The following is a 25,371-nucleotide window of genomic DNA, read 5'->3' as shown; positions in this document are numbered from 1 at the left end:
CACTCTTGTAATGACAGGGGAGCAATCGACTCTTTTGATATCCCATGACCTCGAGATTAATAACCTGAAACGGACCGTTTCTGTTCGAATCTGGTTGAGAAGACCGCTCTCTCCGGCACTGACGTACGATCAAATTTCGTCTTCGTAAAGTGCGGCGAGGCGTGGTAAATGCTGTCGTATTAAATCGATGTCTTCAAAATCCCATTCTTCCCCGATCGTTTCGGTGCTTTCGTTTCGAGCCGGATAATCTGCGGTATCAGGCTGTCCGGTCACCTGCATCCATGCGTCATGTGCTGCACCATAGATTTCCGCTTCTGCATCAATGCCCTCGGAGAACCATTCGGGCGTCGCTACATCTGCCAGGCTGTCAGGATTTGCAACCGCTGCGGAATAGATCTCTTTCCCCATGCCGATCAGCCAGCATCGGAAATAGTAGAAACCGTCTTCAGAGGCTCCACCGTTGATGATATATGCAGCAGCCCATAAGTCTACTTGATTCGCCTGTGCTTCCAGGGAGTCAAAGATATGATTCCATTCGATAATCTCCTCAGGAGATAATTTGACCAGTTCTGCGACCAGCAAACTGTCCCATTCCTCTGCAGATTCAGGATCGGAACGGCATGCCCTATTGATGATCTCCCAAAATTGATTCTGGTCCACGTGATTCTCCTTCGAAATGCGACTGATACCTGCCAATCACTACGGATTTCCCCCCCTTGTAAATTTGCGGGGTCCTCACTGATCGAGTTGGCTCTCTTGCTTCCACACCCCGATCAGTGTACCCAAAAACATACTGAACATCCAGTTCCAGGCCACTATATGAACCGTGGAATCACAAACTGGCAGAAAAAAACAGACATCAAGAAAGAGAGAATAGAGCCGGAAAAATGCCGTCCTGGTCTGTGACAACGGGAGTTCCCATCGATTGGAAACATTCTTTTCACCTGATTCTTAAGTTGATCAATCAACTCATATTTTGCCACAGTTTATCACTGCTTGCGATCAATTAAGCATCAGCTGCAAATAGGTCACATCCAGCCACTGGTCGAATTTATTTCCGACCTCGCGGAACGTGCCGACCACTTCAAAGCCGAAGCTCTGATTCAGATGCAGGCTGACCTCGTTCCCCTGTGCTACACCTGCAATCAGCGTGTGAAAGTTCAGCCGTCGCGCTTCATCGATGATCGCCTGCTTCAGCTGCCGGCCGATCCCTTTGCCGCGCTGCGTCCCCTTCACATAGAAAGACGTTTCCGCGGTCCGCTCATAGGCCTTGCGGGGACGCCAGCGGGACAGACAGGCCCAGCCCGCCACTTCGCCGTCGCATTCCGCCACCAGAATCGGAAAGCGTTCTTCATGCGACTCAAACCAGTTCAGCCGCTGCTCCCGCGTCTGTGGCGCCAGATCGAAAGTGGCTGTCGACGTTAAGATCGCCTCGTTGTAGATCTCGGTCATCGCCTCTAGATCCGTTAATTCCGCCCGCCGGATGTTGATCACACCAATGCCTTTCGAGAACAGGTGCCAGAGAATCGTGAGTGACAGCAGCCCGCACAGAGGGCCTTGCATGAGAGAGACAACGGTAACCGGTTCGGATCTCAGGTCCCCTGTGATCCCTGCAGACGGGAAAGGGGCACCTTCAGAAAATGCACGCCATCCCGGTTCATATACACCGTTCCCACATGCTGGTCGTCCAGCTGAATCGTCCGCGCAGAGTAATAACGGGCCGTCACTGGTGTTTCCGGCAGCAGCACCACCGTCCGTCTCGCATCCCAGGTCTGCCCGTCATCCTGTGACAGGTTATAACTCAAACCCCGGTTCTGATGCCCCCGGCCCCAGGTCACCAGCACTCTTCCGTCAGTCAACACCGTCAGGTAACGCCCCTCCGCATTATCCCGCTGATCGGGAACCGCGGGGAAGCCTGTAATCTGCTTCCAATGCTTCCCCTCATCATTCGAATGCAGCAGCACCGGCCCCATCGCCAGCAGACCGCCGTCCTTCAGTCGCACGATCTGCTGAAACTCATGCTGCACGCCATCCGGCCCCACCAGGGGAAACGTTGTGAGCGCGCCAGTTTGGTGATCATACAATCGCGGCGGTCCGGTCCGTAACGGCAACAACCACCGTCCCTCACTCCAGGGGAGCACATTATGCCGCACCGCCCCCAGATGCGTCCCGTCCACCGGGCCGATCAGCCGCTGATCGCTCCACGTCTTCCCCTGATCGGAACTGATCACATACAGCAGAGCCCGCTCGTAATAACCATCGCGGGCTTTATCGTCGGCAATGTAATTCCAGGTCACCAGAATCCGCCCATCGGGTAGCGTGTCCGTCGTGCCGGGATAGACTTCGAACTTCTTCACTTCCCGAATGACGTCGGGACGTTTCGCAGACGCCGGGATCGGCTCCGGCTTCGACCATGTCGCCCCATCATCGGTGGAACGAGAACAGAGCAGTACGTTGTCTCCCTTGAACACCACAATCAGCGTTCCATCACTGGCCTGGCAGATCGAAGGATGAATGTGCCCCTTGATGCGCTGCGCCAGAATCGAAACCGGCTGCTCCTCCGCCTGGACGACCAGAGAACCAGACAACATCACCAGCAGCAACAGGGGAACACGCAGGAAAAAACGTTTCATCGCTCAAGCCTCGACTTTGAAAGGAAATCAGCGAAAGGAACTCAGTCCGCGCGACTGGCGGCCGCCTGTCGTAACAACCGGAGTGAGGTTTCCACCAGCATCTCACCGCTGCCAGGCTGCAGATTGGAATTGGTCACTTCATAACTCCCCCCGGCATACGCGGCCCGGTGGGGAATATAAATCGTCTCCACCGCGTTCGACAGCTCGACAATGATCGTCGTCTTGAATGGGGACGCCTGCTTGATCGCCAGCCCCAGTTCCACGAACACCTCGCCCGGCAGACAGACAATCGCCACTTCATTGCCGATGGTCATCACGGTCACATCCACGGGCAGCGTTTCACCAATACCCGCCAGCGATCGGCTCAAGCCCCAGGTAATATGCTGTTTGGTCTCGGCGTAAGGCTTTTTGTGCCGCATCTGATCCAGAATCATCTTTTTATACGCGGTCACATGCTCGAAGAAATCGACCTTGCCCCCGGCATGGGCTACCTTCAGCAGCTCGATCGAGCGCTTCACTTCCGGCTGCGACGCATCCTGCAGAGGCAGATCCACTACCTGAGTCTGCACCGTCAGACCGGTGCTTTTCACCGGCTCCAGTTTCGGCAGCTCCTCTTTGATCGATTCCCCCAGCGAATTCCCGATGAAGTCCACCTTGTTCCGTACCGACGCTGACGGATTGGAATGATTGATGTCCCCACAGCAGCCGGTACCGAAAATCGAAATCACATCTTTGCCGAGCGCCTCGCGGAGTGTCTGTTGGATAAAAAACGGATAGTCGGCACTCCAGCGGGTCCCCCCCACCGTATCCAGGTGCAATGCGAAGTTACTCAGCACGCCTTCGTACGAACCGTCCTTCGCATCCTTGATTGCCAGCAGCTCAATCCGCGGATCAATCGGACCAGCGGCCCGAATCACATTCGGATTCTTCAACGACTGCCAGGTCTTTACACTCCCGTCCTTCATCACAAATCGTCTGTTGAAGGCCACCGGCGTTTTTTGAATGGCAGCCCCCGTTTCCAGTTGAGCCGGTTTCGCAGCTTTATTAGCAGCCACAATCGCCTCCACCGGACCGTTGATCAGTTTTTGAATGTACTTAGCCCGCAGGGGCTGCTGTTTCTCTTTTCCCAGGTAGAGATACAGCTCCTTCATATAATCGGGGGCCGTGTGCGAATGAGTCGCCGCCAGCACGATGTTCTCAGCCGGGATCCCCGTCTGTTCCGCAGCCAGCCGACGCACCTCTTTCGACAGATCCGTAGCGATGCCGATCAGGTCACAGACCACCAGTGCCCCGGCGGTATCCCCTTCCCGAAATACAATCGCTTTCGCCTGCAGCGGATCGATCTGTCCTTCCGCCAGTCGCTCATGATAATAACCGGCCATCGGGAAACCGACGGGAGGCGTGATATCGGTCTCCGCCACTCCGACCTGCAGACCATCGCCCGCACTGGCAACAGACACGAACGACAGCAGACACAGACAACACAACATCAGGCAACGATTCAAAAACGACATGGGAGGGAGACCTTTAATGGAGGTAAGTCAAATAGAGGGAGGCAGCGCAAGCCCGGTTCAGTCGGCAGTCTTACCGTCGCGGAGTTGCTTGAATTTCTGATAACCTTTCCAGGCAATCCTCTGTAATTCAGCACGGTCCTTGTCAGAAAACGTTTTCGTAATCGGTTTACCGTCACGATCCTTGTCCCGTTCTTTGTTGTTCCAGAAACGGATATCGGTAATCGAATCGACGGGCAGCCCTTCCGGACTCTTGTCAAACAGGGCCGCATAAATCGCACACGCCGTCAGGTACGCCATCGTCTGATTCAGATGCGCATCGTTCAGGAACCGCAGTGTCAGATCCGGACGTTCGGTCTGACAATACAGTCCCACCAGCGACATCGGAGCGGCACTCGCATCGAGCTGCTTCGCCAGCGCCGCGATCGCTTTCGCTTTTTTCATCACTGGTTCCGCATCCGGGGCCGTCCGCAGGGGATTCTTGTTCTGCGTGGCGGGGGTCGTTTCATACAGAATCACGCGTGCCCCCTGTGCCTTCGCCAGGGCTGCGAACTTCGGTGCATACTGGGCATACAATGACGGATCCCCTGTCACATCATCCCGGTAAGACTGGAGTATGACCACATCCCATTTCGGGTGCGGCTGATCCAGTTCTTTCAGCAACTGCTGATGTCGTTTCAGTGCGGCGAGGGCATAACGGTTCTCTTTGTCTTCAGCCGCTTTTTTCAGATCGGCAATCGTCTGTTCCTCTTCCGCTTTCGTCAGAGAATGCAGTTTCACAAAATTCTGAGAGCCCAGGTTCCAGTGATCCACCATCCGCCGACCACCATAAATCACCGTCGTCGGCTTAAAGGTCAGCCCCGGATTCCCCGCTTCCGCCATCTGCTTCACCACCTGGGCCAGGTTATGCCGAGCCGTGTAACTGTTGCCGATAAACAGCACGTTTAACGTCTGCTTTTCTTCTGCTGCCGCATAATTCGACAATCCATTCGACAACAACAGACAGATCAGACTTAAGGTAACCAAACACAGACGTACGGACATCGTCAGCCCTCTCTCGAAACAGAAACAAAACTGGAACAAAACCACTTCCTATTATGTAGCGACCACGAGCAGCAGTCAAAGGAAACGTTCCCGTACCGGTTTTGCCGCAATGATTCCCGATTAATCCAGTGTGTTCACATCCAGCGTAATCTCAGCGTTGAACAGCTTCGAAACGGGGCACCCCGCCTTCGCCTTGCCCGCCAGCTCTTCCACGGTCGCAGCATCGGCTCCCGGGACTTTCGCATTCAGCGTCAAGTGAACGGCTTCAATCGCAAATCCCCCCTCCACCTGGTTGAGCGACACTTCCGCTGTCGTCTCCAGACGCTCGGCGGTGTGCCCGGCGTCTCCCAGAATCTTGGAGAGTGCCATCGAGAAACAGCCGGCATGCGCTGCCCCCAGCAGTTCCTCGGGGTTCGTCCCCTGCTCGCCTTCAAACCGGGTCGTGAAACTGTAGGGCAGGTCGCTCAACGCCCCACTGGCTGTGGATACCGTCCCCTTACCGTCTTTCAGTCCCCCCTGCCAGACGGCTGATCCGCTTCGTTTAATCGACATGGTATTTTCATCCTTGTGATAAAGGCTGTCAGTCAAAATGTCACTGCATCCACCTTAAGTCATCCAACGGAAAATGTCACGAATCTTTTCACGATTGGAAACTTCTCCCCATTGCTGCGCGTCCCTGAATCAGAAACAGCATTGCCAGACACCACGCAGCCCAGTACAATCTAATATTCTGCCAATCGTAAGAATGTAATATCAAGCTTAACCCTACTGGGAGCCCTGCAGGATGAATCAGAAGCATTATCGTCTCCAGACCGTCTGCACCCTCATCGCGATGCTCGCTGCCCTCTTTATGCTTCTGTTCTTCCAATCGTTTCCGTTACATGCCGAAGACGAGCAGCAGACACCCCTCAAACCGGATCTGCCTTACCAGGCCGAAAAGAGTGATCCGATCAACCACGAGGTCCAATTTTCGGTGGTGGTCACGCCCCCTTACCACTGCAAAGTCCTCAAGGTCTGGATCCCGGTCCCGCAGACCGACGCCGCCCAGGAAATTAAAGCCAGCGAATTTTCGACCTTCCCCCAGGAAGTCACTCCCCGGATCAGTAACGAACCCGTCTACGGCAACCGCTTCGCGTATTTTGAATTTCACAATCCCCACGGTGCCCAGATCATTACACATCGCTTCAAAGCGAAAGTCTGGAATCTGCGCTGGCACATGGATCCCGCCAAAGTCGCCAAAGTCGATCACTGGCCAAAGTCATTCGCCCCCTACCTGAAGCCGCAGTCCGTCGAACAGCCACAGCAGTTTCGGCAGGTGATTCAGAACATCAGCACCGGCTTTCAAAACAAAGGCCCCGGGCTGATCGGCGCGATGAACTGGATCGATCAGAACCTGACCTACGATCACGTAAACGCCTCACTGCGTGCCGATGCGAATCATGCCTTCGCCCAGCGACGTGGTCACTGCAGCGACTATCACGGACTGTGTGCCACCATGGGACGCGCACTGGGTTACCCCACCCGCGTCACATACGGCCTGGCGCTCTACCCCAAAAATTCTCCCTCGCACTGCAAGATGGAAGCCTATCTTCCCCCCTACGGCTGGATCAGCTTCGATCTCTCAGAAACGCAGAAACTCGCGAAACGCATTCAGTCAGACGAAGACTTAACCGCGGAACAGAAAGCGACGCTCAACAAAGCAGTTCGCCAGCGCACCCTCTCCGGTTTCCGGGAAAACAGCTGGCTGCTCTTGACCCGCGGCACCGACTATCAGCTCTCGCCCCCCGCATCCCAACCGGTCCGCGTCGTCCGTACCGCGTATGTGGAAGCGGATGGCGAAGTCCTCCCCGACCCCGATCCCGCGAACATCAACAAACGCGAATTCTCCTGGATGACTTCGCACCGCTACACCGCCGACAGGCCGTTCAAAAAACCGTTCAAGGATCTCTCTACCCTGAGCGAGGATTGAATGTAAGCCGTCTTAAATCCTCTGGGAAAAAACTATTCAGTCAGGCTCCGAAACGGAATCAGCTGCCAGAGCCGCCGATCTCGCAGGTAAAGACCCAACCAGAGAAAAATGCCCAGGCCCACCTGAATCACAAACGAGTCTTCCACCCTCCAGTGCGTGCAGATCGCCCCTCCCAGATATCCGGTCAACAGAATCGCCCCCAGCACTGCGGTCCAGGGAACCAGGTACAGCACCAGGCAGACCAGCTCCAGAATCGCCAGCGGCACGATCATCGATTCCGGCAGGCCCAGCTTCGCCATCCCTTCTGAAAACTCCGGTCCCCCCTTGAATTTCATAACCGCACTCATACCAAAGAGGAACGCCACCGGCAGTGCCATCAGACGACCGATCCAGACCAGCACCCGCGGCGTCTTCTCAACCGGGGTTGTCACTGCTTCATTCATGCTGTTTCCTTTCATTTCCGCAACCTCGTCCATTCGAGACAATTCCAAAACAGGCGTCGCTCTCACTCCTGCTGATCTAGTTTTTCCGCGGCTTCTGCGATGCGCTGTTCCTGCTCCTTGAGTTCCGGCGTCATCGCATCACCAAAATCGTCCATTTCAAAGAAAGGTCGAATTTCCAGGTCGGATTCTTCCGGCATCGGATTGGGACAGCGTTTGGCCCACGCGATGGCTTCTTCCATCGAATCCACTTTCCAGACCCAGTAGCCCGCCACCAGTTCTTTCGTCTCGGCAAACGGACCGTCGATAACCGTGCGATCCTCACCCGAAAAACGAATCCGCACCCCCGCCGAACTGGGACGCAGTCCGTCCCCCGACAGCATGATCCCGGCTTTGACCAGTTCCTCGTTGAAGTTCCCCATCGCTGTCAGCAGCTCCTGGCTGGGCATCTCACCTGCCTCAGAACTCTGCGACGCTTTGACCATCACCATCACTCTCATTGTTCCACTCCTCTTTTTCAATCTCGATTGAGTTTACTCTGTTCCGAGTCTGCTTACCGTTTGACTTCAATTTCCGGGAGTTCAAAAATGGGACGAATTTCGACCGTCCCCTTTTTCGCCGGGGGCAGACGGCTGGCGATCGCGATCGCTTCATCCAGGTTTTCGACATCGATGATATAATAACCACCCAACTGCTCTACCGTTTCCGCGAACGGACCGTCCGTGACCATCTTCCGGTCATCACGCACCCGCACACAGGTCGCCGTCGATACCGGATGCAGGGGCGACGAGGCCAGATACTTCCCCTGGTCATTCAGGTCATGGCAGATTCCCATCGACTCTTCCATGCAGGCCGACCGCTCTGCCTCGGTCCAGTTACTCTCCGTACCATAGATCAGTAACATGTATTTCATTGGATTTCCCTGTTCGCTCTGAAATAAAATTGAAATCAAACGTTTAAACAAGATTCAGGATGATATTCCCCCGGGGAGATTGGGAACCTCGACAACCGGCCGCACCTCCACCGTTCCTTTCCGGGCACCCGGGATCCGCTTGGCGATCTCCACCGCCGCTTCGATACAGTCCACATCAACCAGGAAGTAGCCGCCCAGATGCTCGGTCGTTTCTGCGAATGGCCCGTCGGTCACTAAAGCTTCCCCTTCTCGCACCCGCACGCTGATTGCTGTTTCAACCGGTTCCAGCGGCGCTGCGGAACAATACTGGTCCTGGCTGTGCAGGTCGTGGCATAAAGCGACTGATTCTCCCAGCGCTACCTTCCGTTCTTCCGGTTCCCAGGCATCGGGTGTGGCATACACCAGTAACAGATATTCCATGATGGACTCGCTCTCCTCTCAGTTCTTTCGTCGATACTCAGATCGCATGATCTGCACCCAGTCCCCGGATTCGGTCAGGATCTCACTGGTCAGCACCCACTGCGAATCATCGATGATTTCGATGGCATCCTTGTAAGAGGCCATCCCTTCACTGCCGCACTTCGGGCCCATGGTATCCAGCGTCAGCTTGCGGCCCGATTCATCCAGACCGCCCTGGTAACTCCAGAGGCAGGACATCATCGAACCGGCAAAGCTACCCACATACAACCCCTGCGCCACATCATATCCCAATGTCATTAGAGTCGACCAGGCCCCGGTATCGGCGTCCTCGCCTCCCCCCTCAATCAGATACCACATCCCGCCCAGGGACCGGCACGTCACCTCTCCGGTGGTTTTCATGGCAGGCTGATCCGGTCCCATCTGACATTCCATTTCCGACAACCAGACTCCCTCCAGCGGCTTCAGCCAGTGGTGTGCTTCCTGTGGTTTTTCAAACATCTGTTGTTCTCCCATGCTGACTCAGCAACCACGCCGTTTCCGGGGATTGCCGATGGATTACTGAATCGCCGCGTCCCGTTCTTTGATCAGCGCACTGATCTCTTCATTGACCGGACGGATCTCAAACGGGCCCATGCCAATACCCGGATGCTTGGAAATCAGCGCGATCGCATGATTCAGATCCCGCGCTTCCAGAAACAACAGCCCGCCGATCTGTTCCTTGGTCTCCGCAAAGGGACCGTCGGTCACATCCACCTGCCCGTTCAGCGTGCGGAGTGTGACTGCCTGGCTGGCATGCTGTAACGCCTGCCCTCCCAGGAAATGCCCCCCCCGGCGGAGTTCATCATCGTAGGCAAAACAGGCTTCCATCGCGTCGGATATCTCTTCCTCTGATTTCCCTTCCAGCCAGGCCTCGTCGTAATATCCCAGACAGACAAATCTCATCGTAGCACCTCATTTGATTGATTGGATGATCTGTTAATTCATTCGTGTTTGACTCAGGCTCCGTCAAAGGCACTCTGCAGGGACGCAATCTCCAGCTTCGTCATCTGCATCAGCGCCGCCATTACCCGGCCTGATTTCTCCTGATCTCCCGACTGCATCAGCTCAGGCAGAATTGTGGGCACGATCTGCCAGGAGAGACCAAACCGGTCTTTGAGCCAGCCGCACTGGCCCGGCTCGCCCCCCGCTGACAGCTTCTCCCAGTACTCGTCAATCTCCTCCTGTGAGTCACAATTCACCACGAATGAAATCGCCTCGTTAAACTTGAACAACGGTCCGCCATTCAAAGCGGTAAACCGCTGGCCTTCCAGTTCAAACGCAGCCACCATCACGGAGCCGGCAGGACCGGGACCTCCCTCGCCATAACGTGTCACATCGAAACGTCGCGAGTTTTTGAAGATCGAGGTGTAATAATCGATCGCCTCTTCCGCATTGTTATCAAACCAGAGAAACGGAGATATTTTCGGAGTATCTGTCATCGTGCTTCAATTCTATAAAAGATGCTCACCTGGATGGGAAACGGACCACGTTTTACGAATTCGAATTCTGTTCGAACATCTCCCGCATGCCTGTCTGAATCTCCTCAAAACTCAGATCACGCACATGCGTTGCCACCGACCAGCGATGCCCGAACGGATCTTCCAGCTGACCGTAACGGTCGCCCCAGAACATCTCCATTACCGGCATTGTCTGCGTCGCCCCGGCTTCGATCGCCTGATTGAACACCGAATCCACATCTTCCACCTGCAGATGAATCAGTACGGGTGACCCCTGCAGTTCTTTGGGACTTTTCGCACCGCACTCGTCACGCGTATCCGCCAGCATGATCCGGGAGTCTCCGATCTGCAGGCACGCATGCACCAGCTTGCCATCCGGCCCGGGCAGCCGCATCAGTTCCTCCGCTCCGAACGCGTTTTTGTAGAACTCAATCGCCTCCGCTGCATTTGTGCAGACCAGGTGCGGGGTAATGCTGTGCATGCCTTCGGGAATCGGTTTGAGGCTCGAACTGTTCATCCATTTTCTCCTGTGAATCTAAAACTTTCAGGTAACAGACCGGGCCGATGACTCGCTGCCCGGCCCCCGTTTACCAGTTAGTCGAGTAACAGCCTCCCCAATCGACAACAGCCCCGTTTTTTTTTCGAAAAACAGCCACAGCTCAATTTTCACAGCCAGCATGCATTGCAATAAGCTACTGACAGGAAACACTTTAGAATTGATATACTTCCATAGAATTCGATCTGAGATTATTCGTGGGAAGTGCGTTGTTCATCCAGTTCCCGCAGGCGTTTTTCCAGATAACGCCGTTCCGAGGCTTGATTCACCAGCGACAGGGCCTGCTCATAGGCAGCCCGCGCCTCTGCCGTTCGACCTGAGCGACGACACAGATCCGCCCGTGCCGCGTAGACCAGATGGTATTCACTCAGCTCCCCGCGCGACAGAATCGCATCGATGAGTTCCACTCCCGCATCTGGTCCCTGGTGCATCGCGACCGCGACCGCTCGATTCAATTCCACAATCGGCGATGGATTGGCCTGCAGCAACAGATCATACCAGTCCACGATCCGCGCCCAGTCGGTCTCCGCAGCACTCTGCGCCCCGGCGTGTACCGCGGAGATCGCTGCCTGCAGGGTGTAGCTCCCCACCTCTCCCGAAGTAATCGCCTGCTGTACCAGCGCGGTCCCCTCGCGAATTTTCTCCTGGTCCCACAGATTGCGGTCCTGATCTTCCAGCAGGATCAGATCTCCGTCTACTGTTGTGCGCGCTTCCCGTCGTGATTCGTGTAACAACATCAAAGCCAACAGGCCAGTCACCTCTGCATCGTCCAGCAGTTCTACAAGCAGTCGCCCCAGCCGGATCGCCTCTTCGGACAGATCCCGCCTGGTCAGCGAATCTCCGGAGGAAGCAGAATAGCCTTCATTGAAGACCAGATAAACCACCGTCAGTACAGCATCCAGGCGCTCGGGAAGTTCCTCCCGATTCGGGATCACATACGGAATGCCCGCGTCCCGGATCTTCGCCTTACCGCGTACAATCCGCTGCGCCATCGTGGAAGGCGACGTCAGAAACGCACTGGCAATCTCTTCGGTAGTCAGCCCGCACACTTCTCGCAACGTCAACGGAACCTGCACCTGGGGAGCGATCGCCGGGTGACAACAGGTGAAGATCAAACGCAGCCGGTCGTCTTCCACATCCTGATCGGAGCGGTCCGCGTTCTGCTCAGCCACACGTTCCAGCCGCTCTGCGACTTCCTGCTGTGCCTCATTAAACCGGGCATGGCGGCGGATGCTGTCGATCGCCTTGAAACGTCCGGTCGAGACCAGCCAGGCACGGGGCTGATCAGGAATCCCCGTCTCCTGCCACTGGGCGACGGCGGCAGCAAACGCTTCATGCAGCGCCTCTTCCGCCAGATCGAAATCTCCCAGCAGGCGAACCAACGTCGCAAAAACGCGCCGCGATTCGCGCTGATAGATTTCATCGACCTGCTGGCGAATGGATTCAGTAGAAGACTCACTCATCTGATTCTGACCTGATAGGATCCGTACCGTGTTTCGCCGCGGAAAGGCACTGTAAGGATAATCAGTCTCTCAGACAATTCAACAGGCTTTGGCCCGGAACGGTCAAAAAGAAATCAGAATTAAGACTGCTTCACAATCTTACTCAGAATCGGATGGTTATCTTTGATGTGATAGGAAAGAGCCTTGCGTGCAGTCTTCCAGTCCTCCGCGATCAGGGCTTCCAGAATCGCCTGGTGCTGCCGCACTGTTTCAATCGCCGTTTCCCGGTCCTGATCTTCCCAGTCGAACAGAATATCGTAGTACTTCCCCTGTCGCTGAAAGAAGTCCTGGATGTAACAGTTTCCTGCTTTCTCAATGATGTAGGCGTGCAGCGAATTATCGATCAACACCTCAGTATCCTTTGATTTCGGAATCACATTCCCATCCAGAATCTGCTGCAGATCCTCTTTGACCAGATGCGGTTTCGCCAGCTCCAGCGCCTTGAGCTCCAGCAGCTCGCGCACTTCCAGAAAGGCCTGCATGTCCTCCTGGCGGAATGGTCTCAGTCGCCAGCCCCGTCGGGGAATATGATCCAGAATCCCGGCCCCTGCCAGACGATTCAGGATGATCCGCAGCGAAGAACGGCTGATTTTGTACTGCTGCGCGGTCGCTTCCTCTCGAATATCGACCGGCTCCCCCTTCAGGCTCAACTTCACGAAATCATTCGTGATCACTTCAAACATGTCAGCAGGAGGTTCCGGCAACTCAGAAGATTGTCCCTTCTTCAAAGGCTTGATCTGTCCCTGATTGATCTCCAGGCGACGGTTGGATCCTTTCTGCAGCAGCCCTTCCTCTACCAGTTCCGCCAGCGCCAGTCGTACGGGAGAAAAGCTGACCTGGTAATGTTCCGACAGCGCCTCCAGCGTCAGCGGTGCCGGCAGTTCCTGACCACTGCGTAACCGGACCTCGAGATCGTTCTTAATGTAATTTTTGAGTGACATCGCTCGCATCGGAAACTCTGGTTCCGGATCTAAATTCGAATTCGAACTTCAGGCAAAACTAACTTATCTTTCTGTCCAATTTTGCCTCTGCTTCAGTGTACTGCTCTCAGTATGAGGAGCAAAGCCACCCGTGATGCAAATACCAAAATGCAGCCAGTAAGCATAAAAAATCCCCTTGCACCGGCTGGAGATGCAAGGGGAAATACTAACTTGCGTCAGTCTGGATACCTGCCGGCGTCAGACTCCCAGTTCATTCCAGGGACCAGTAATCGCAAAGGTAATCCCCGGATCCTGGATATTGACAAACAGCCATTCTCCATCGGGACTGAAAGTAGCACCCGCCCACTCACCGCCGGTAAAATCGCCCGTCAGACGGGGATGCTCTCCCTTATGCAGGTGAATATTATTGATGGCCAGCGTCTGCAGCAGACCTTTCCGGCTCAGCGTATGCAACCGCAGGGGTTTCAGGTCGGCATCTTCACACAACACCAGACCACCGCGGGGGCTGACCGTCAGGTTATCCGGGCTGTCCAGAATGTCGTGAGACGGCGACTGGAACACCAGGCTCAAGGTCTGATCTTCCGGCGAGAAGGCCCAGATCTGTCCCAGCTTCGCTTCGCCTCCGTCTGTGCAGTTGAAATACACGAGTCCATCGCCATACCAGCAGCCTTCCAGGCGGCCGAAGGTCGTTGCACCTTTGGCTTTCCCCTGTGAGTACACACCCAGCCCGTCATTGGCACCTGGCGTATTGCGGCGGACCGGATCTTCGATATCGACCCACTCCGCCTGGTAACGTACGCCCCGCTGGGCACCTGTGCGGAGGTCTGCCTGGCCTTTGATTTTCAGCATCTGCAGAGCACCGCCTTTGGACAACACTTCCCGCTCATTCGGCAAAAAGCGATAGAAGCCCGCGGTATCCCGATCCTCGGTTTCGTAAATGATCCCATCCCGCGGATCGATGGCCAGCGCTTCGTGCACAAACCGTCCCAGTGCCTGCAGCGGTTCCAGTGTCGCTTTTCCTTCGGCGGGAACTTCAAAAACCCAGCCGTGATGTTTCTCGTGTTCATACTGCACATCGCGGAAGCTTTCGCGAGGACCGATCACGGTTTCTTCACAGGACAGCCAGCTCCCCCACGGAGTCGGACCGCCGGCACAGTTTTGCACGGTTCCCGCCAGGCTCGTCCAGCTCTTCAGCCACTCGCCTGTCTTCACATTGAACTGCAGGTTGGCACAACCACCGCCCGCTTTGGGGTCGAAGGTCAGTTCCGCCGGACCAAAGGATCGGGAACCTTTAATTTCATGATTCCGACAGAGGGTTACGATATCACCTGTCTGTGCAATCACACCCATTCCGTCGTGACCTTCGGGAGTGACCACGCCGTCTGACATCATGTCCCCTACCCAGCCAAACGAGCGATAACGAAAACCATCCTGTAGTCGCAGCAGAGGCAGGCCGGTGGTCTCATCCGCCACGGGCTTGAGATCGGACTGGTCTTTGACGATCCCCCTGGCTTCCGTAGTAGAAATAAAACGGGAGAAGACAGTCCCCGCTGCAGGAGCGGTAATGGCTGCTCTTAAGAAGTTGCGTCGTGAGAAGGAGTTGGACAAGGTTGCCTCGAAATGGATACTCAGGATCATTGAGAAAATCCGGCTGAAATGAGTCGATCCACATCGACTGCCGGATGAATTCATCAAATCTTAACGCCAATTATTAAGATATGATGAACGATCCATTAAGATATCTAAATCGGAACTTCTTAATCGCCATACCACTGCCGATTTGAACAGACCCGGACCATGCAGAGGTCCGAAATGACGCACCAGCTCCTCGGGATCCGGTGACTTCTCAGACTGGGTCCCCGAATGCAATTCGAGAGTCGAGGGTGATACCGGATGTAATCCGGTATTGCCGCAGGCAACAGGAGGTAGCAGTATCGGCGAAGAATGGAGTGTCCATGTTCCTCACCATGTTTGTGTGGTTGATTGGAAACCTGGTTTCAGAGTGTGCGCGTGAGCTGTGACCTCCTGCTCGCTGCGCTCGGTCCGGATTACATCCGGACCCACCCGATCCTGAGTAGTTTTTCTGGAGTCAGGGTGCCCCCGAATGCAATTCGGGGTTGTCAAAGACAACAGGAAACGGTCAGAGCAGACATCCGAACGAACTTGAACCTCTCCAACTCAGTCCACTCCGTTCCAGAATGTCAACTGGTGGCTGATCAGACCTGAAATGGTCCGCACGTTTGTGCAACGCCACCAGAAGCTCGGTCGATTCTCAGCTTACGGCTGCTTGGTAGAGGGGAATGAAAAGCCCGACTGCCGCACCCGAGAAGGCTCTTCGGGCGCATCCTTGATGCCTGAACTCCCCTTCATCGCCCCGCTGACCCCCAGAATTTCCGGATGACGGGCAATCCGGTCGCTGAAGATGCGGATGTCCCGCGCGATCGGTTCCAGGTTGTTCAACAGCACCGTCAACGAAGTCGCGGAACGGTTCATGTTGCGATACAGGTCCGGATCCGAAATGAATTTCTTGAGCGAGCCGTCTCCCTCGTTCAAAGCCCGCGAGAACGAGTTCAATTCTGCCATCAGTGCATCCAGCCGGGAGAGACTCCGGTCCAGCTTGACCACCATAGACTGGCTGTGTTTCGCCAGCGGATCGGTCACCCGCGACAAATTGTCCAGGTTCTGCCCCGCTTTCTGCACCGCCATCTCGACGGATGCAATCGTGCGCTGGGTACTCTCGATCATGGCCGGCATCGCGGCCAGTGAACGCTTCAGGTGTTCCTGCTGCTTGGGATCGGCAACCAGCTGATTCACATTCGTCATCATCATGTTCATCTTGCGCATCGCCTGTGAGAACTCTTCCAGTGAAGTCGCCGCCCGTTCGACAACGACATCGATGTTCCCCTCTTTGGTCTCCAGCAGACGGTTCATATTCCCCGCCAGCTTGCCCCACTCCTGGCTGGTCTCCGTAAAGGCGGACAGTGTTTTGGTCACCTGCTGTTCCATCCGGTAGACCACTTCCATCGGGTCAGTCGACGCCTGGCCGATCAGTCGTTCGCCTGGTTCCAGAAATTTCTTATCGACGCCGGGGGTGATCACAATCTTAGAATCCCCCATAATCGTGGTCACAATCTGGGGACTCGCATCTCTGCGCAGATGCTGTGTGTCATTAATCTTCACCAGCAGCACTACGCCCGGTTTACTGTCGCTGGTGATAATCTTATCGACTTCGCCGATCCGGATTCCGTGCCGCACCACTGGCGTTCCACGATGCACGCCGGAGATCGACTCGAAACGCATCGCAATCGTGTACTTCTTCTTCCACAGGGTTTCCAGCTGACCGAACTGAAAGATCATCCCCGCTCCGGTCAGCAGCGCAGAAATCACAAACAGTCCTACTCGAAATTGTATCTGGCGATCCGTCATTTTAACCTCAATTCGATCTCGTCCCTGAGATCAGACTCGTGACTCGTTTAAACCTGTTCAGCGCTCTACTGCTGATCTTAACCCGCTTCCGCCATCTCCCGCAGTCGGTCCCCGGCTTCGCCGTACACAAACTGATGCACGCGGGGATTGGACGACTGAAACGCTTCCTCTGCAGTCCCTTCGAACACAATCTGTTCCTCATCGGGTCGCAGGCGTGCCAGTGGATACAGCATGATGATCCGGTCAGCCACCTTTCTGACCGTACTCATATCGTGTGTGACCACGATACTGGTCACCGGTCGACGGGCTCGCGTCTGCAGGATCAGCTCGTTAATCACATCAGTCATCACAGGGTCCAGCCCTGTCGTGGGTTCATCGTAGAGCATCACTTCCGGGGTCATGGCCAGCGCCCGGGCCAGCCCCACCCGCTTTTTCATTCCGCCGGACAGCTGGGCCGGCTTCTTCTGACAGATGGTCTCCGACAGGCCGACTTCTCTCAGCCGCTCGACGACGATCTGATCAATTTCCGCTTTCTTCAGTTTCGTATTCTGATTCAATCCGAAGGCGACATTTTCATACACCGACAGACTGTCAAACAGGGCCGCCCCCTGAAACAGATACCCGATCCGCAGTCGGTCCCGGTGCAGTTCCCGCGTGCTGCGATCTGTGATCGACCGTCCATGCCAGCGCACGTCACCGCTAGAAGGCTCCAGCAGGCTCATAATCATTTTCATGGTCACGCTTTTACCGCAGCCACTCTCGCCGATCACGACCAGGGTCTCACCACGTCGGACACCAAAGCTAATATCGCGCAGCACGTCATGCGTTCCGAAACGCCGCGAGACATTCCGCAGTTCGACTACATAATCCGGATCTGATTTCCGTTCGTTCATAATACTGTTGTTCCCCAGTTCCTGTGCGGGCGATTCAGGCTATCTGATTACGCCCGGGTAGATGGTCTGCATAAAGTGGTAGAAGTTGACAATCGTCACACCCAGCAGGAAATCGAGAATCATGATTACAATAAAGGAATACACAAACGCTTCCGTCGCCGCCTTCCCGACCCCTTCCGCACCGGCACCACAGTGGAAGCCCCGGTGGCAGGAAATCAGTGAAATCGCGGCTCCAAAGAAGAAGCTCTTGAAAATGCCGCCCATGACGTCATAGGCGAACACAAACTGTTTTGAATAATACCAGTAATAAAAGGAATCCACGCCCAGCACCTGTGTACTGAAAAACCAGCCCCCCAGTATGCCGACCGCATCCGCGACGATCGTCAACAGCGGGATCAGCAGGCAGCACGCCAGAAATCGGGGGACGACCAGGTAATGGATCGGATCTGCGCCCAGAGCCCGCAGCGCGTCGATCTGCTCGGTCACCCGCATGGTACCCAGTTCGGCCGACATCGAAGTTCCCACGCGGCCGGCCAGCATGATCGCTGCCAGCACCGGTCCCAGTTCTTCAACCAGCGAAATCGCAATCACCGCACCGATCTGGTTCTCCAGATGCATCAGCTTGAACTGATCGTACGACTGCACTGCCAGCACCATACCGATAAAACCGCCCGTGATCAGAATCACGGGGATACTCTGAATCCCGATGTGATACATGCACGACCAGAGATTGCTCCGCGGGGGAAGACGGGTGATGATCCATCCCAGCATCTCCCAGGCAAACAGGAACAGGTCGCCCATCAGACAGACGATATTAATCACTCCGCGCCCCACGCCATGAATGATGGTATCTCGGGGGACCGAAGGTGAAACCGATGACATTAATTGTTTCCAATTCAGACTTTAGTAGACTAAGGGCAGAAAATCCGTGGGCGGAAGGTTAATGGATTTTCCAATTTGGATCGAGACCATTTCTCCGGGACCAGGCGGAAAACAACGGCAAACTGATTTTCCAGTCGGAAATCGACATTTTGGGAGTTGTGTCTTTTCGAAACCGGCCCTCTCCTGATAAAATAGATCAAAATCAACTGAAGTGAGAAGCTGATATCTATCTTCAATGTACGTATTGATTTAATGCACGTTCCCCACCTTGGACTTCAACTGGAAACAGGGATCCGCAGAACGTGTTTTCACCTTTGACCTCCAATCCGATGACCAACCCCCAAAAGTAAGGATAGGTAAAATGAGATTTTTTTCTGTCGCGCTGCTGACTGCTCTTTCCCTCACCCAGATTGCGGTTGTTTCCGCCGCTGATAAGAAAAAAGACCCTGCGGTCGAACAGGCCAAATCCAAAGTCCGCGCCGCCGGAGGCTCGGTTCTGGAACTGGCCCAGAACGACGACCGCCTCGAAGTCGCCTTTCACCTTTCCGATCAGAAAGTCACTGACGATACCCTGAAGTCTCTGGCTGGCCTCGCCAAAGTCGCTTCCCTGAATCTGCGCGGCACCGATGTCACTTCAGCTGGTCTGGCTCACCTCAAAAATCTCAAAGACCTGACGCACCTGCACCTGGAAAAGACCAAAGTCGACGACGCCGGCATGAAACAACTCCAGGCCCTGCCTAATCTCGAATACCTGAACCTCTACGGCACCGCTGTCACCGACGCCGGCGTTGCGCAATTAGGCTCACTGAAAAAACTGAAACGCCTCTACGTCTGGCAGACCAAGGTCACTCGCCCTGCCGGACTGGCACTGCAGGAACAGATCAGCGGACTGGAAGTCATCGGGATCCCTGAACCTCCGAAACCGGTCGCAGCCGAAAAACCGGAAGTTCCCAAACCAGCGGAAAAGAAACCAGCTGAGAAAAAGCCGGAACCCAAGAAACCGGAACCGAAAAAAGAAAAGAAGCCTGCTGAAAAGAAAGCCGAAAAGAAACCGGCCGAGAAGAAAGCAGACGACAAAAAACCTGCTGAGAAAAAAGAGGCAGCCAAAAAAGAGGAACCGAAAAAAGAAGAGAAAAAGAAATAACCTCGCATTACAATCAGGCACCACTTCCCGCAGGGCTGTTTCAGCCCTGCTTTTTTTAAGGAGTGATATGCGTTGGAAATCACATACCATCAGGAAATTATCGCTCCCATCGACATCGTCTTCGACTTTCTGAACGACGATGAAAAAATGAAGCTCTGGATGGAAGGGCTCGAAACGACCGAATATCCCGAAGGGAAAAACGAAGACGATCCCGTCGGTACCATTTTCGTACAGACCATCCGGGAAGCCGGTCACTCCCAGCAATACGCGGGAATCGTCACCGAATACAAGCCGCCGGAATTGATCGGCGTTCAACTCCAGGGAAATGCCTTCCGCGTCGACGTCACATATGAACTGACCGACCGCGGACGCAAGACCGATCTGGATTACACCTGCGAACTGGTCTTTGCCGGGCTGTTTTACCGCATCATCGGCTTCCTGTTTGGCGGTCTGACCAGACGCATTCTGAAAAATCAGATGACCAAACTGAAACAACTCGCAGAACAGGCAGCCGTCCGTCGCTCACCCCCGCCGGAAGAATAGACTGTGTCCAGTTCTACTGTAGCGTCTCCAGGGCCATTTGGACCGAGTCTATTTAATTGAGAAACGCTATGTTTGAATGCGACGCGCTCTAGCGCTATTTTTTCTTTTTCTTTTGCTCGCTGGCCAGTTCCTCAGGCGTTTTGGGCCCCAGGTTATACAGTCGGGCGGTCTTGTCGTAACAGGCGACACACATCCGCAACCCATCCGGATGAAAATCCAGATCGTAGGGCACGCTCTTCACTTTCTGTGAAATAAACGGTTTCTCTTCCCCCAGTTTCCAGAACCAGATCATCCCGGAAGAGTTCCCTCCAACCGCGGCAATGAAATCGTTCTCGGGATGAAAACGCACGCCCCAGCAGGTCCCTTTGAAATTATCACCAGGAGTCATCACTGCTAACCGCTTGCCGGTCTCCCAGTCAAACAGGATCACCGTCGGCACGCCAATGCCTGCAAACGCATTCGAAACCTGTCCGATCCCGCTGATCGCGAAATATTTCCCGTCGTGGCTGATATCCATGCCCCGCACGCCACCAATGTGTCCGTGAAAGGTCTTGTCATATTTATAAATCGCACTTCCGTCAAAGTCGCGGATCAGCTTCCCGGTCGCGACTTCCCACTGTTTCAGATTCCCCCGCAGGTCACCCGATATCAGGTAACGGCCGCTCGGATGAAATTTGACGTTGTAAACCTGATGCTCGTGCCCTTCCAGCGTCCGCACCAGCTGCGCAGTCTCGACCGACCAGAGTTTCACCAGGCGATCATTACCCGCGGTTGCCACAAGCTTGCCATCTGGACTGACAGATACGCCCCGCACGAATCCCTTGTGCGCGTCAATCAGATGCTTCGGTTTCGGCTCTTTAGAATTCAGGTTCCACCAGGCGATCTTGCCTTCATAAGCCCCCGTGATCAACAGCGGGCTGGAACGTCCCACGTCAAACCGCCTCACCCAGCTCTGGTGGCCTAAGAGCTCCGTATCCTTCGCACTCACCAGATCCCAGCGATGAAAGGCAGAGCCTTGCGCTCCCGCCAGCAGGTAGTTCCCGCTCGCATCGATCTTACAGGAATACAGCGGACGGGAATTCTGATAAGCGGCCATCTCACGAAACAGACTCGGATCGGCAGCCGGCTGTTGCGACTCATACAGCTTGACGATCTCCTGAAACTCCTGTTCCTTCGCCTGCAACAGTCCATGCTGTTTTTTGACCTCTGCGACCTCTTTCTTCAGCTCCCCCAGCTGTTTCTGCTTTTCCTTGACCGCTGCTTCCCCGGTCTTCACCTGCTGCTCACGCGCGGCGATCTGCTTCGCCAGTGCCGCACTGTCAGGCAGCGGTTTGAGCGCCACCAGGGGCTCTGCCGCTTTTTTCATTTGCTTCTGTTTCACTTCCGCCTGTTTAACCTGCTTCAGCGTCGCCTGATCTGCCTTAATCTGCTGGCCTGCAGTTTTGATCTGCTGCTGCAGATTCTGAATTTCCCGATCTAAAGCTCCATACTTTTGAGAGATCGCTTTGACGATTTTGAACTGTGCTGCCGTCTGCGCAGCCGCCTTCCGCGCATCGAGTTTCGCGAACTTGAGTGCCTCAGGGAGTGGCGTCGGCCCGTGTTCCGGGATCGGCTTAACCGCCAGAATCGGCGGTGCATCCGCTGCGGGTTGCGGCGGTTCTTTTTTCGCGGCATTAACAACCAGCGGTACCGCCAGCATTCCCAGCAACAGGCAGCCGTTCCGGATTCGCTTCGACTTGAGAATGCTCACGCCAGAATCTCCTTGATCGGTTCTGTTTTGGGATCCGCTTTGGCAATCGGCTGTCCGTTAGGATAGAACTCTTCCGTCGAATCCAGCCCCACGGCCTGATAATAGGTATGGAACAGGTGACCGCCATTCACTTCGCGGTCGATGACTTTGGTTCCCGTTTCATTCGTCTTGCCGGAAACCGCGCCCCCTTTAATACCCGCACCACCCAGTGCAATCGACCAGGCCGTTCCCCAGTGATCGCGACCGATGCGTGAATTGATCCGCGGGGTCCGACCGAACTCACACATGCAGATGATCAGCGTGTGTTCCAGCAACCCCCGGTCATACAAGTCCGAAATGAAGGTCGCGAACGGCCGGTCGAACTCGCCCAGCTGCTCAATGTGAAAGTTGAAGTTTTCTGAATGCGTGTCGTAGTTCGTATGTCCAACTTTGACAAACGTCACGCCTTTTTCAACCAGCTGCCGCGCCATCAGGCAGTGACGACCGAAGTCATGCTTCCCGTACCGTTCCAGATCTTTGTCGGAGAACTTACTGAAATCAAAAATGTCACTCCGCGACATCAGCGCTGCCGCCTGATCGAACGACTCGTTATAGACTTCCGTGTGCGCCGTCTTTCGTTTCTGTTCAAACCGCTGGCTGATTTTACTTCGCAGCGTACGACGCAACAGATCCCGTTCTTCACTCAACGCATCATGCCGGTCCAGGTTGTTGGGCGCCCGTCCGTCGGCCAGCACCAGCGGTGCATGTCGCGGCCCCAGGAAAGTAGACTCTGCCGAAGAACCTCCCGCCCCCACTGAGATATATCCCGGCAGCGGACTGTTCGGCGGCGCCAGATGATGCGAGAACGTCGAGCCCAGATAGGGATAGGCAAATCCGGGCTGCTGCTTCCGCCCGGTCTGCATGATGTAGGCACCTTTACCGTGATTGTTTTCTTTGGTGTTGATCCCGCGCACCAGTGCCAGGTGATGCATCTGCTGCGCCGTGTATGGCAACAGCTCGCTGATCTGCACGCCCGGTGCCGAAGTCGGGATCGACAGGAACGGTCCGCCGGTCTCGGCCCCCGGTTTGGGATCCCAGGTCTCCAGCTGACTCACGCCCCCGGACAGCCAGAACACGACCACCTGCTTCTGCTGTGAGGCCAGTTTTTTCGCTGAATCAGCGTGAATCATTCCGTTGAACCCCAGCATGCTCAACGCACCGGCAGCGGTCCCCCCTAAAAAGGAACGCCGGCTCAGCGTCTCATGAGATCCACAAGCATAATCACATCGCATGGTCTCTCCTCCCCTGCTTTTGATGTTCTTGTCTCAACTTTGTTTCACTGTTTAATGATTGAACCGGAACTCCGATGACATCATCAATGCCCAGATCAGGTCGCTCACCATCTCAGACCGTTCTTTGCCGGTCTTGCCTGACAGTAACTCGGCGACTTCTTTTGTCTCGGTCGCCTCCGGTCGACGGTTCAATACGCTCAAATACAATTCCTCTGCGATCAACGCAGGCTGATCTGCGGGAATCTTCAACACACGATCTGCAGTATTCCCGCTTCGCGGCGACAGGATTCCCTGGATCGCCCCGTTATTAGACAGATACAGACTCTGATCCGCCGTCGTTTCAAAGCCCTCCACCGGCTCGCCCGGCAGACCGCCGAACAACGACACAAACTGTCTTTCGTAACCGACCAGATTCTTACGCAGTGTCGCTTCCGAAAGTTTCTGCTTCAGACTGTTACGATACAGCTCTGCCTGCCCGGTCGCTTCCAGCACAGAGCGCGAAAACTGTTCCGGGGTCAGGGGCTTCAGAATCGCATGCGTAAACTGCGCATCAGCCAGTTCCTGAGCCGACTTGCTCGCAAACAGCTCGTTCGTACTGGAACGCTGATAGGTTTTGCTCAGTACCAGTTCCCGCAGATACCATTTCAGATCGTAGTTGCCGGCGATCAACTCCTCCGTCAACAGATCCAGTAGTTTCGGGTGCGATGGCGGGTTGTCCGCATGATCGGCGTCCAGCGGATGCACAATTCCCCGTCCCATTACCAGCGCCCATAAACGGTTCGCCATCGTCCGGGCGAAGCGTTTATTGTTCGATGAAGTCAGTGCGTCCCCCAGTTGGGCACGCCTACTGTATTTGGGAACCGGACGGACATCTTTCGCCGGTTTGACTTTGTATTCTTCCCCTTTTTTGAAAGCGGGCTCGGCCACTTTGGGTCCGTTAAACACTACCGGTAAAGTCGTCTCAGGTCCCTTGGACGTCTTATCGCGGACTTCAAAGACCGATTCGAATTTGACTTCGCCCTCCGCCTTCTCGGCGAACACGGTCTGTTTCTTCTTTTTATCCGTGAAGACAAAACTGCGGACCAGGAAGGCTGAGATGCCGTAATAATGGTCCTGCTTCCAGTCGGCGACTTCCGGGTGATCGTGGCACTGGGCACACGTCAGATCCGCCCCCAGAAAAATCCGGCTGATATCGCGCGTCAGTTCATTCACATCGCCATCACGGGCCAGGAAAAACCGGGCAGCTGCCTGCTGCTTTGGATCGGCACCATCCGCAGACATGATTTCACGCACCAGTTGATCCAGTGGCTTGTTTTCCGCGACTGACTCCCGCAAAAATTCCTCCCAGTCAGTCACGTTGATATACTTCTTCCGCAGCCGCTCCATCAGCATCACATCCAGACGCTGTGACAGATGTCGCGCATATTCGGGGGAATTCAATAACTGATCCACAAGGACGGCCCGCTTATCGGCGCTGGTATCATTCAGAAACGCCCGCGTCTGTGCGACGGTGGGAATGCGCCCCGTCAGATCAAGGTAGACTCGTCGCACGAATTCACTGTCGCTGCACACAGGCGAAGCCACTTTCGCATAATCCTGCATGCCACTTTGAATCAGCTCATCGATCAGGGGAGAGATCCGTCGGGCAACGGGCAGCGTCGGCTTTTTGGCAACGAGGGGCGCGGCAGAATCTGTCGACGAATTAGCGCGGGCAGTCTGCGGAGCAAAGGCGGGGCATAAGAAAACGACCAGAAGCGAAACGTAAACGCGCATGTTTTGCTGAAACATGGGTCTCCTTTCTTCCGTTCTCTTCTAATTGATTCAGACAGGTTGACTGCCTGAGGCGGGACGTACCGAACTTCAGAACCGTACGTTGAAGGAAGCTTAAACACATAGGTGGGTGTTTATTTATCGTCTATTGTGCAGGCAGGGCTCCAGTCCGTCAAGTACAAACCGTACATCTTACCTCTATCTGGGCAAACGACTTAAAGCAGACAGCCCAGCAGGATTTTACGTAAATTGACGGTTGCAGGACGC

Annotated in this window: 26 protein-coding genes; 3 read left to right on the top strand and 23 right to left on the bottom strand. The window is 55.0% G+C overall.

The annotated features are described in order from the left end of the window. Positions 1 to 129: 129 nt before the first annotated feature. From Enr10x_RS07045 to Enr10x_RS07020, 6 genes are all read right to left on the bottom strand, one after another. Positions 130 to 660 carry a DUF4240 domain-containing protein gene (locus Enr10x_RS07045; RefSeq protein WP_197997501.1) on the bottom strand — a complete coding sequence of 177 codons (531 nt, stop codon included), beginning with the start codon at positions 658 to 660 and terminating at the stop codon, positions 130 to 132. A gap of 342 nt (positions 661 to 1,002) precedes the next feature. After that, positions 1,003 to 1,563 carry a GNAT family N-acetyltransferase gene (locus Enr10x_RS07040; RefSeq protein WP_232093257.1) on the bottom strand — a complete coding sequence of 187 codons (561 nt, stop codon included), beginning with the start codon at positions 1,561 to 1,563 and terminating at the stop codon, positions 1,003 to 1,005. A gap of 29 nt (positions 1,564 to 1,592) precedes the next feature. After that, positions 1,593 to 2,633, bottom strand: a complete 1,041-nt coding sequence (locus tag Enr10x_RS07035; RefSeq protein WP_145448537.1) for a sialidase family protein — start codon at positions 2,631 to 2,633, stop codon at positions 1,593 to 1,595. Positions 2,634 to 2,674: 41 nt separating this feature from the next. Next, positions 2,675 to 4,147: a neutral/alkaline non-lysosomal ceramidase N-terminal domain-containing protein gene (locus Enr10x_RS07030; protein ID WP_232093256.1), complete on the bottom strand. Its 1,473-nt coding sequence runs from the start codon at positions 4,145 to 4,147 to the stop codon at positions 2,675 to 2,677. A gap of 57 nt (positions 4,148 to 4,204) precedes the next feature. Continuing rightward, a complete protein-coding gene (locus Enr10x_RS07025; RefSeq protein ID WP_145448536.1) occupies positions 4,205 to 5,188 on the bottom strand; it encodes a hypothetical protein in 984 nt (327 codons plus the stop codon). Between the two features lie 120 nt (positions 5,189 to 5,308). Then, entirely contained in the window at positions 5,309 to 5,740 is a 432-nt protein-coding gene (locus Enr10x_RS07020; protein WP_197996424.1) for an OsmC family protein, read from the bottom strand. Between the two features lie 232 nt (positions 5,741 to 5,972). Here Enr10x_RS07020 and Enr10x_RS07015 point away from each other — a divergent pair, with 232 nt between their 5' ends. Further along, a complete protein-coding gene (locus Enr10x_RS07015; protein WP_232093255.1) occupies positions 5,973 to 7,157 on the top strand; it encodes a transglutaminase-like domain-containing protein in 1,185 nt (394 codons plus the stop codon). Positions 7,158 to 7,189: 32 nt separating this feature from the next. On the opposite strand, the gene Enr10x_RS07010 is transcribed toward Enr10x_RS07015, so the two are convergent. From Enr10x_RS07010 to Enr10x_RS06945, 14 genes are all read right to left on the bottom strand, one after another. Then, on the bottom strand, positions 7,190 to 7,600 hold the full coding sequence (locus tag Enr10x_RS07010) for a DoxX family protein (protein WP_145105482.1): 411 nt from the start codon (positions 7,598 to 7,600) through the stop codon (positions 7,190 to 7,192). Between the two features lie 62 nt (positions 7,601 to 7,662). Next, the gene (locus Enr10x_RS07005; protein ID WP_145105479.1) at positions 7,663 to 8,097 is read right to left on the bottom strand and encodes a YciI family protein; all 435 of its coding nucleotides are present in this window, start codon (positions 8,095 to 8,097) and stop codon (positions 7,663 to 7,665) included. A 53-nt stretch (positions 8,098 to 8,150) separates the two neighbouring features. Then, positions 8,151 to 8,510 carry a YciI family protein gene (locus tag Enr10x_RS07000; RefSeq protein WP_145448535.1) on the bottom strand — a complete coding sequence of 120 codons (360 nt, stop codon included), beginning with the start codon at positions 8,508 to 8,510 and terminating at the stop codon, positions 8,151 to 8,153. Positions 8,511 to 8,564: 54 nt separating this feature from the next. After that, entirely contained in the window at positions 8,565 to 8,930 is a 366-nt protein-coding gene (locus Enr10x_RS06995) for a YciI family protein (RefSeq protein ID WP_145448534.1), read from the bottom strand. Positions 8,931 to 8,948: 18 nt separating this feature from the next. Beyond that, positions 8,949 to 9,428, bottom strand: a complete 480-nt coding sequence (locus tag Enr10x_RS06990) for a DUF1579 domain-containing protein (protein ID WP_145448533.1) — start codon at positions 9,426 to 9,428, stop codon at positions 8,949 to 8,951. 57 nt (positions 9,429 to 9,485) lie between these two features. After that, positions 9,486 to 9,872 (bottom strand): YciI family protein, encoded by a 387-nt coding sequence (locus Enr10x_RS06985; RefSeq protein WP_145105467.1) that lies wholly within the window; start codon positions 9,870 to 9,872, stop codon positions 9,486 to 9,488. Positions 9,873 to 9,925: 53 nt separating this feature from the next. Beyond that, positions 9,926 to 10,408, bottom strand: a complete 483-nt coding sequence (locus tag Enr10x_RS06980) for a VOC family protein (RefSeq protein WP_145448532.1) — start codon at positions 10,406 to 10,408, stop codon at positions 9,926 to 9,928. 52 nt (positions 10,409 to 10,460) lie between these two features. Beyond that, the gene (locus Enr10x_RS06975) at positions 10,461 to 10,943 is read right to left on the bottom strand and encodes a VOC family protein (RefSeq protein WP_145448531.1); all 483 of its coding nucleotides are present in this window, start codon (positions 10,941 to 10,943) and stop codon (positions 10,461 to 10,463) included. Between the two features lie 230 nt (positions 10,944 to 11,173). Further along, the gene (locus Enr10x_RS06970; protein WP_145448530.1) at positions 11,174 to 12,445 is read right to left on the bottom strand and encodes an RNA polymerase sigma factor; all 1,272 of its coding nucleotides are present in this window, start codon (positions 12,443 to 12,445) and stop codon (positions 11,174 to 11,176) included. Between the two features lie 119 nt (positions 12,446 to 12,564). Beyond that, a complete protein-coding gene (locus Enr10x_RS06965) occupies positions 12,565 to 13,434 on the bottom strand; it encodes a GntR family transcriptional regulator (RefSeq protein ID WP_232093254.1) in 870 nt (289 codons plus the stop codon). Positions 13,435 to 13,662: 228 nt separating this feature from the next. After that, positions 13,663 to 15,063: an alkaline phosphatase PhoX gene (locus Enr10x_RS06960; protein WP_232093253.1), complete on the bottom strand. Its 1,401-nt coding sequence runs from the start codon at positions 15,061 to 15,063 to the stop codon at positions 13,663 to 13,665. 639 nt (positions 15,064 to 15,702) lie between these two features. Then, positions 15,703 to 16,851 (bottom strand): MlaD family protein, encoded by a 1,149-nt coding sequence (locus Enr10x_RS06955; protein WP_145448529.1) that lies wholly within the window; start codon positions 16,849 to 16,851, stop codon positions 15,703 to 15,705. Between the two features lie 77 nt (positions 16,852 to 16,928). Beyond that, the gene (locus tag Enr10x_RS06950; RefSeq protein ID WP_145448528.1) at positions 16,929 to 17,744 is read right to left on the bottom strand and encodes an ABC transporter ATP-binding protein; all 816 of its coding nucleotides are present in this window, start codon (positions 17,742 to 17,744) and stop codon (positions 16,929 to 16,931) included. A 39-nt stretch (positions 17,745 to 17,783) separates the two neighbouring features. After that, a complete protein-coding gene (locus Enr10x_RS06945) occupies positions 17,784 to 18,626 on the bottom strand; it encodes an MlaE family ABC transporter permease (protein WP_145448527.1) in 843 nt (280 codons plus the stop codon). A gap of 361 nt (positions 18,627 to 18,987) precedes the next feature. Here Enr10x_RS06945 and Enr10x_RS06940 point away from each other — a divergent pair, with 361 nt between their 5' ends. Continuing rightward, positions 18,988 to 19,770: a leucine-rich repeat domain-containing protein gene (locus Enr10x_RS06940; protein WP_145448526.1), complete on the top strand. Its 783-nt coding sequence runs from the start codon at positions 18,988 to 18,990 to the stop codon at positions 19,768 to 19,770. Positions 19,771 to 19,842: 72 nt separating this feature from the next. Next, entirely contained in the window at positions 19,843 to 20,313 is a 471-nt protein-coding gene (locus tag Enr10x_RS06935) for an SRPBCC family protein (protein ID WP_145448525.1), read from the top strand. A 94-nt stretch (positions 20,314 to 20,407) separates the two neighbouring features. Here Enr10x_RS06935 and Enr10x_RS06930 read toward each other — a convergent pair whose 3' ends face one another. Genes Enr10x_RS06930 through Enr10x_RS06920 form a run of 3 tightly spaced genes read right to left on the bottom strand, consistent with a single transcriptional unit; the run spans position 20,408 to position 25,122 of the window. Beyond that, a complete protein-coding gene (locus tag Enr10x_RS06930; RefSeq protein ID WP_145105443.1) occupies positions 20,408 to 22,063 on the bottom strand; it encodes a hypothetical protein in 1,656 nt (551 codons plus the stop codon). Beyond that, positions 22,060 to 23,334: a DUF1501 domain-containing protein gene (locus Enr10x_RS06925; RefSeq protein ID WP_145105440.1), complete on the bottom strand. Its 1,275-nt coding sequence runs from the start codon at positions 23,332 to 23,334 to the stop codon at positions 22,060 to 22,062. The genes Enr10x_RS06930 and Enr10x_RS06925 overlap by 4 nt, the downstream gene beginning before the upstream one ends. Positions 23,335 to 23,385: 51 nt before the next feature. Continuing rightward, on the bottom strand, positions 23,386 to 25,122 hold the full coding sequence (locus Enr10x_RS06920; protein WP_145105436.1) for a DUF1549 domain-containing protein: 1,737 nt from the start codon (positions 25,120 to 25,122) through the stop codon (positions 23,386 to 23,388). Between the last annotated feature and the right edge of the window lie 249 nt (positions 25,123 to 25,371).

The organism is Gimesia panareensis, from assembly GCF_007748155.1.
GTDB classification, from domain to species: Bacteria; Planctomycetota; Planctomycetia; order Planctomycetales; family Planctomycetaceae; genus Gimesia; species Gimesia panareensis.
The sequence above is the reverse complement of the archived record's forward strand: the minus strand, read 5'-3'. Positions and strand labels throughout refer to the sequence as shown.

Excerpts from the sequence above, each read along its gene's own strand:
- Enr10x_RS07040 (WP_232093257.1), bottom strand. The coding sequence starts at position 1,563 with ATGCAAGGCCCTCTGTGCGGGCTGCTGTCACTCACGATTCTCTGGCAC.
- Enr10x_RS07035 (WP_145448537.1), bottom strand. The coding sequence starts at position 2,633 with ATGAAACGTTTTTTCCTGCGTGTTCCCCTGTTGCTGCTGGTGATGTTG.
- Enr10x_RS07030 (WP_232093256.1), bottom strand. The coding sequence starts at position 4,147 with ATGTCGTTTTTGAATCGTTGCCTGATGTTGTGTTGTCTGTGTCTGCTG.
- Enr10x_RS07025 (WP_145448536.1), bottom strand. The coding sequence starts at position 5,188 with ATGTCCGTACGTCTGTGTTTGGTTACCTTAAGTCTGATCTGTCTGTTG.
- Enr10x_RS07020 (WP_197996424.1), bottom strand. The coding sequence starts at position 5,740 with ATGTCGATTAAACGAAGCGGATCAGCCGTCTGGCAGGGGGGACTGAAA.
- Enr10x_RS07015 (WP_232093255.1), top strand. The coding sequence starts at position 5,973 with ATGAATCAGAAGCATTATCGTCTCCAGACCGTCTGCACCCTCATCGCG.
- Enr10x_RS07010 (WP_145105482.1), bottom strand. The coding sequence starts at position 7,600 with ATGAATGAAGCAGTGACAACCCCGGTTGAGAAGACGCCGCGGGTGCTG.
- Enr10x_RS07005 (WP_145105479.1), bottom strand. The coding sequence starts at position 8,097 with ATGAGAGTGATGGTGATGGTCAAAGCGTCGCAGAGTTCTGAGGCAGGT.
- Enr10x_RS07000 (WP_145448535.1), bottom strand. The coding sequence starts at position 8,510 with ATGAAATACATGTTACTGATCTATGGTACGGAGAGTAACTGGACCGAG.
- Enr10x_RS06995 (WP_145448534.1), bottom strand. The coding sequence starts at position 8,930 with ATGGAATATCTGTTACTGGTGTATGCCACACCCGATGCCTGGGAACCG.
- Enr10x_RS06990 (WP_145448533.1), bottom strand. The coding sequence starts at position 9,428 with ATGTTTGAAAAACCACAGGAAGCACACCACTGGCTGAAGCCGCTGGAG.
- Enr10x_RS06985 (WP_145105467.1), bottom strand. The coding sequence starts at position 9,872 with ATGAGATTTGTCTGTCTGGGATATTACGACGAGGCCTGGCTGGAAGGG.
- Enr10x_RS06980 (WP_145448532.1), bottom strand. The coding sequence starts at position 10,408 with ATGACAGATACTCCGAAAATATCTCCGTTTCTCTGGTTTGATAACAAT.
- Enr10x_RS06975 (WP_145448531.1), bottom strand. The coding sequence starts at position 10,943 with ATGAACAGTTCGAGCCTCAAACCGATTCCCGAAGGCATGCACAGCATT.
- Enr10x_RS06970 (WP_145448530.1), bottom strand. The coding sequence starts at position 12,445 with ATGAGTGAGTCTTCTACTGAATCCATTCGCCAGCAGGTCGATGAAATC.
- Enr10x_RS06965 (WP_232093254.1), bottom strand. The coding sequence starts at position 13,434 with ATGCGAGCGATGTCACTCAAAAATTACATTAAGAACGATCTCGAGGTC.
- Enr10x_RS06960 (WP_232093253.1), bottom strand. The coding sequence starts at position 15,063 with ATGATCCTGAGTATCCATTTCGAGGCAACCTTGTCCAACTCCTTCTCA.
- Enr10x_RS06955 (WP_145448529.1), bottom strand. The coding sequence starts at position 16,851 with ATGACGGATCGCCAGATACAATTTCGAGTAGGACTGTTTGTGATTTCT.
- Enr10x_RS06950 (WP_145448528.1), bottom strand. The coding sequence starts at position 17,744 with ATGAACGAACGGAAATCAGATCCGGATTATGTAGTCGAACTGCGGAAT.
- Enr10x_RS06945 (WP_145448527.1), bottom strand. The coding sequence starts at position 18,626 with ATGTCATCGGTTTCACCTTCGGTCCCCCGAGATACCATCATTCATGGC.
- Enr10x_RS06940 (WP_145448526.1), top strand. The coding sequence starts at position 18,988 with ATGAGATTTTTTTCTGTCGCGCTGCTGACTGCTCTTTCCCTCACCCAG.
- Enr10x_RS06925 (WP_145105440.1), bottom strand. The coding sequence starts at position 23,334 with ATGCGATGTGATTATGCTTGTGGATCTCATGAGACGCTGAGCCGGCGT.
- Enr10x_RS06920 (WP_145105436.1), bottom strand. The coding sequence starts at position 25,122 with ATGTTTCAGCAAAACATGCGCGTTTACGTTTCGCTTCTGGTCGTTTTC.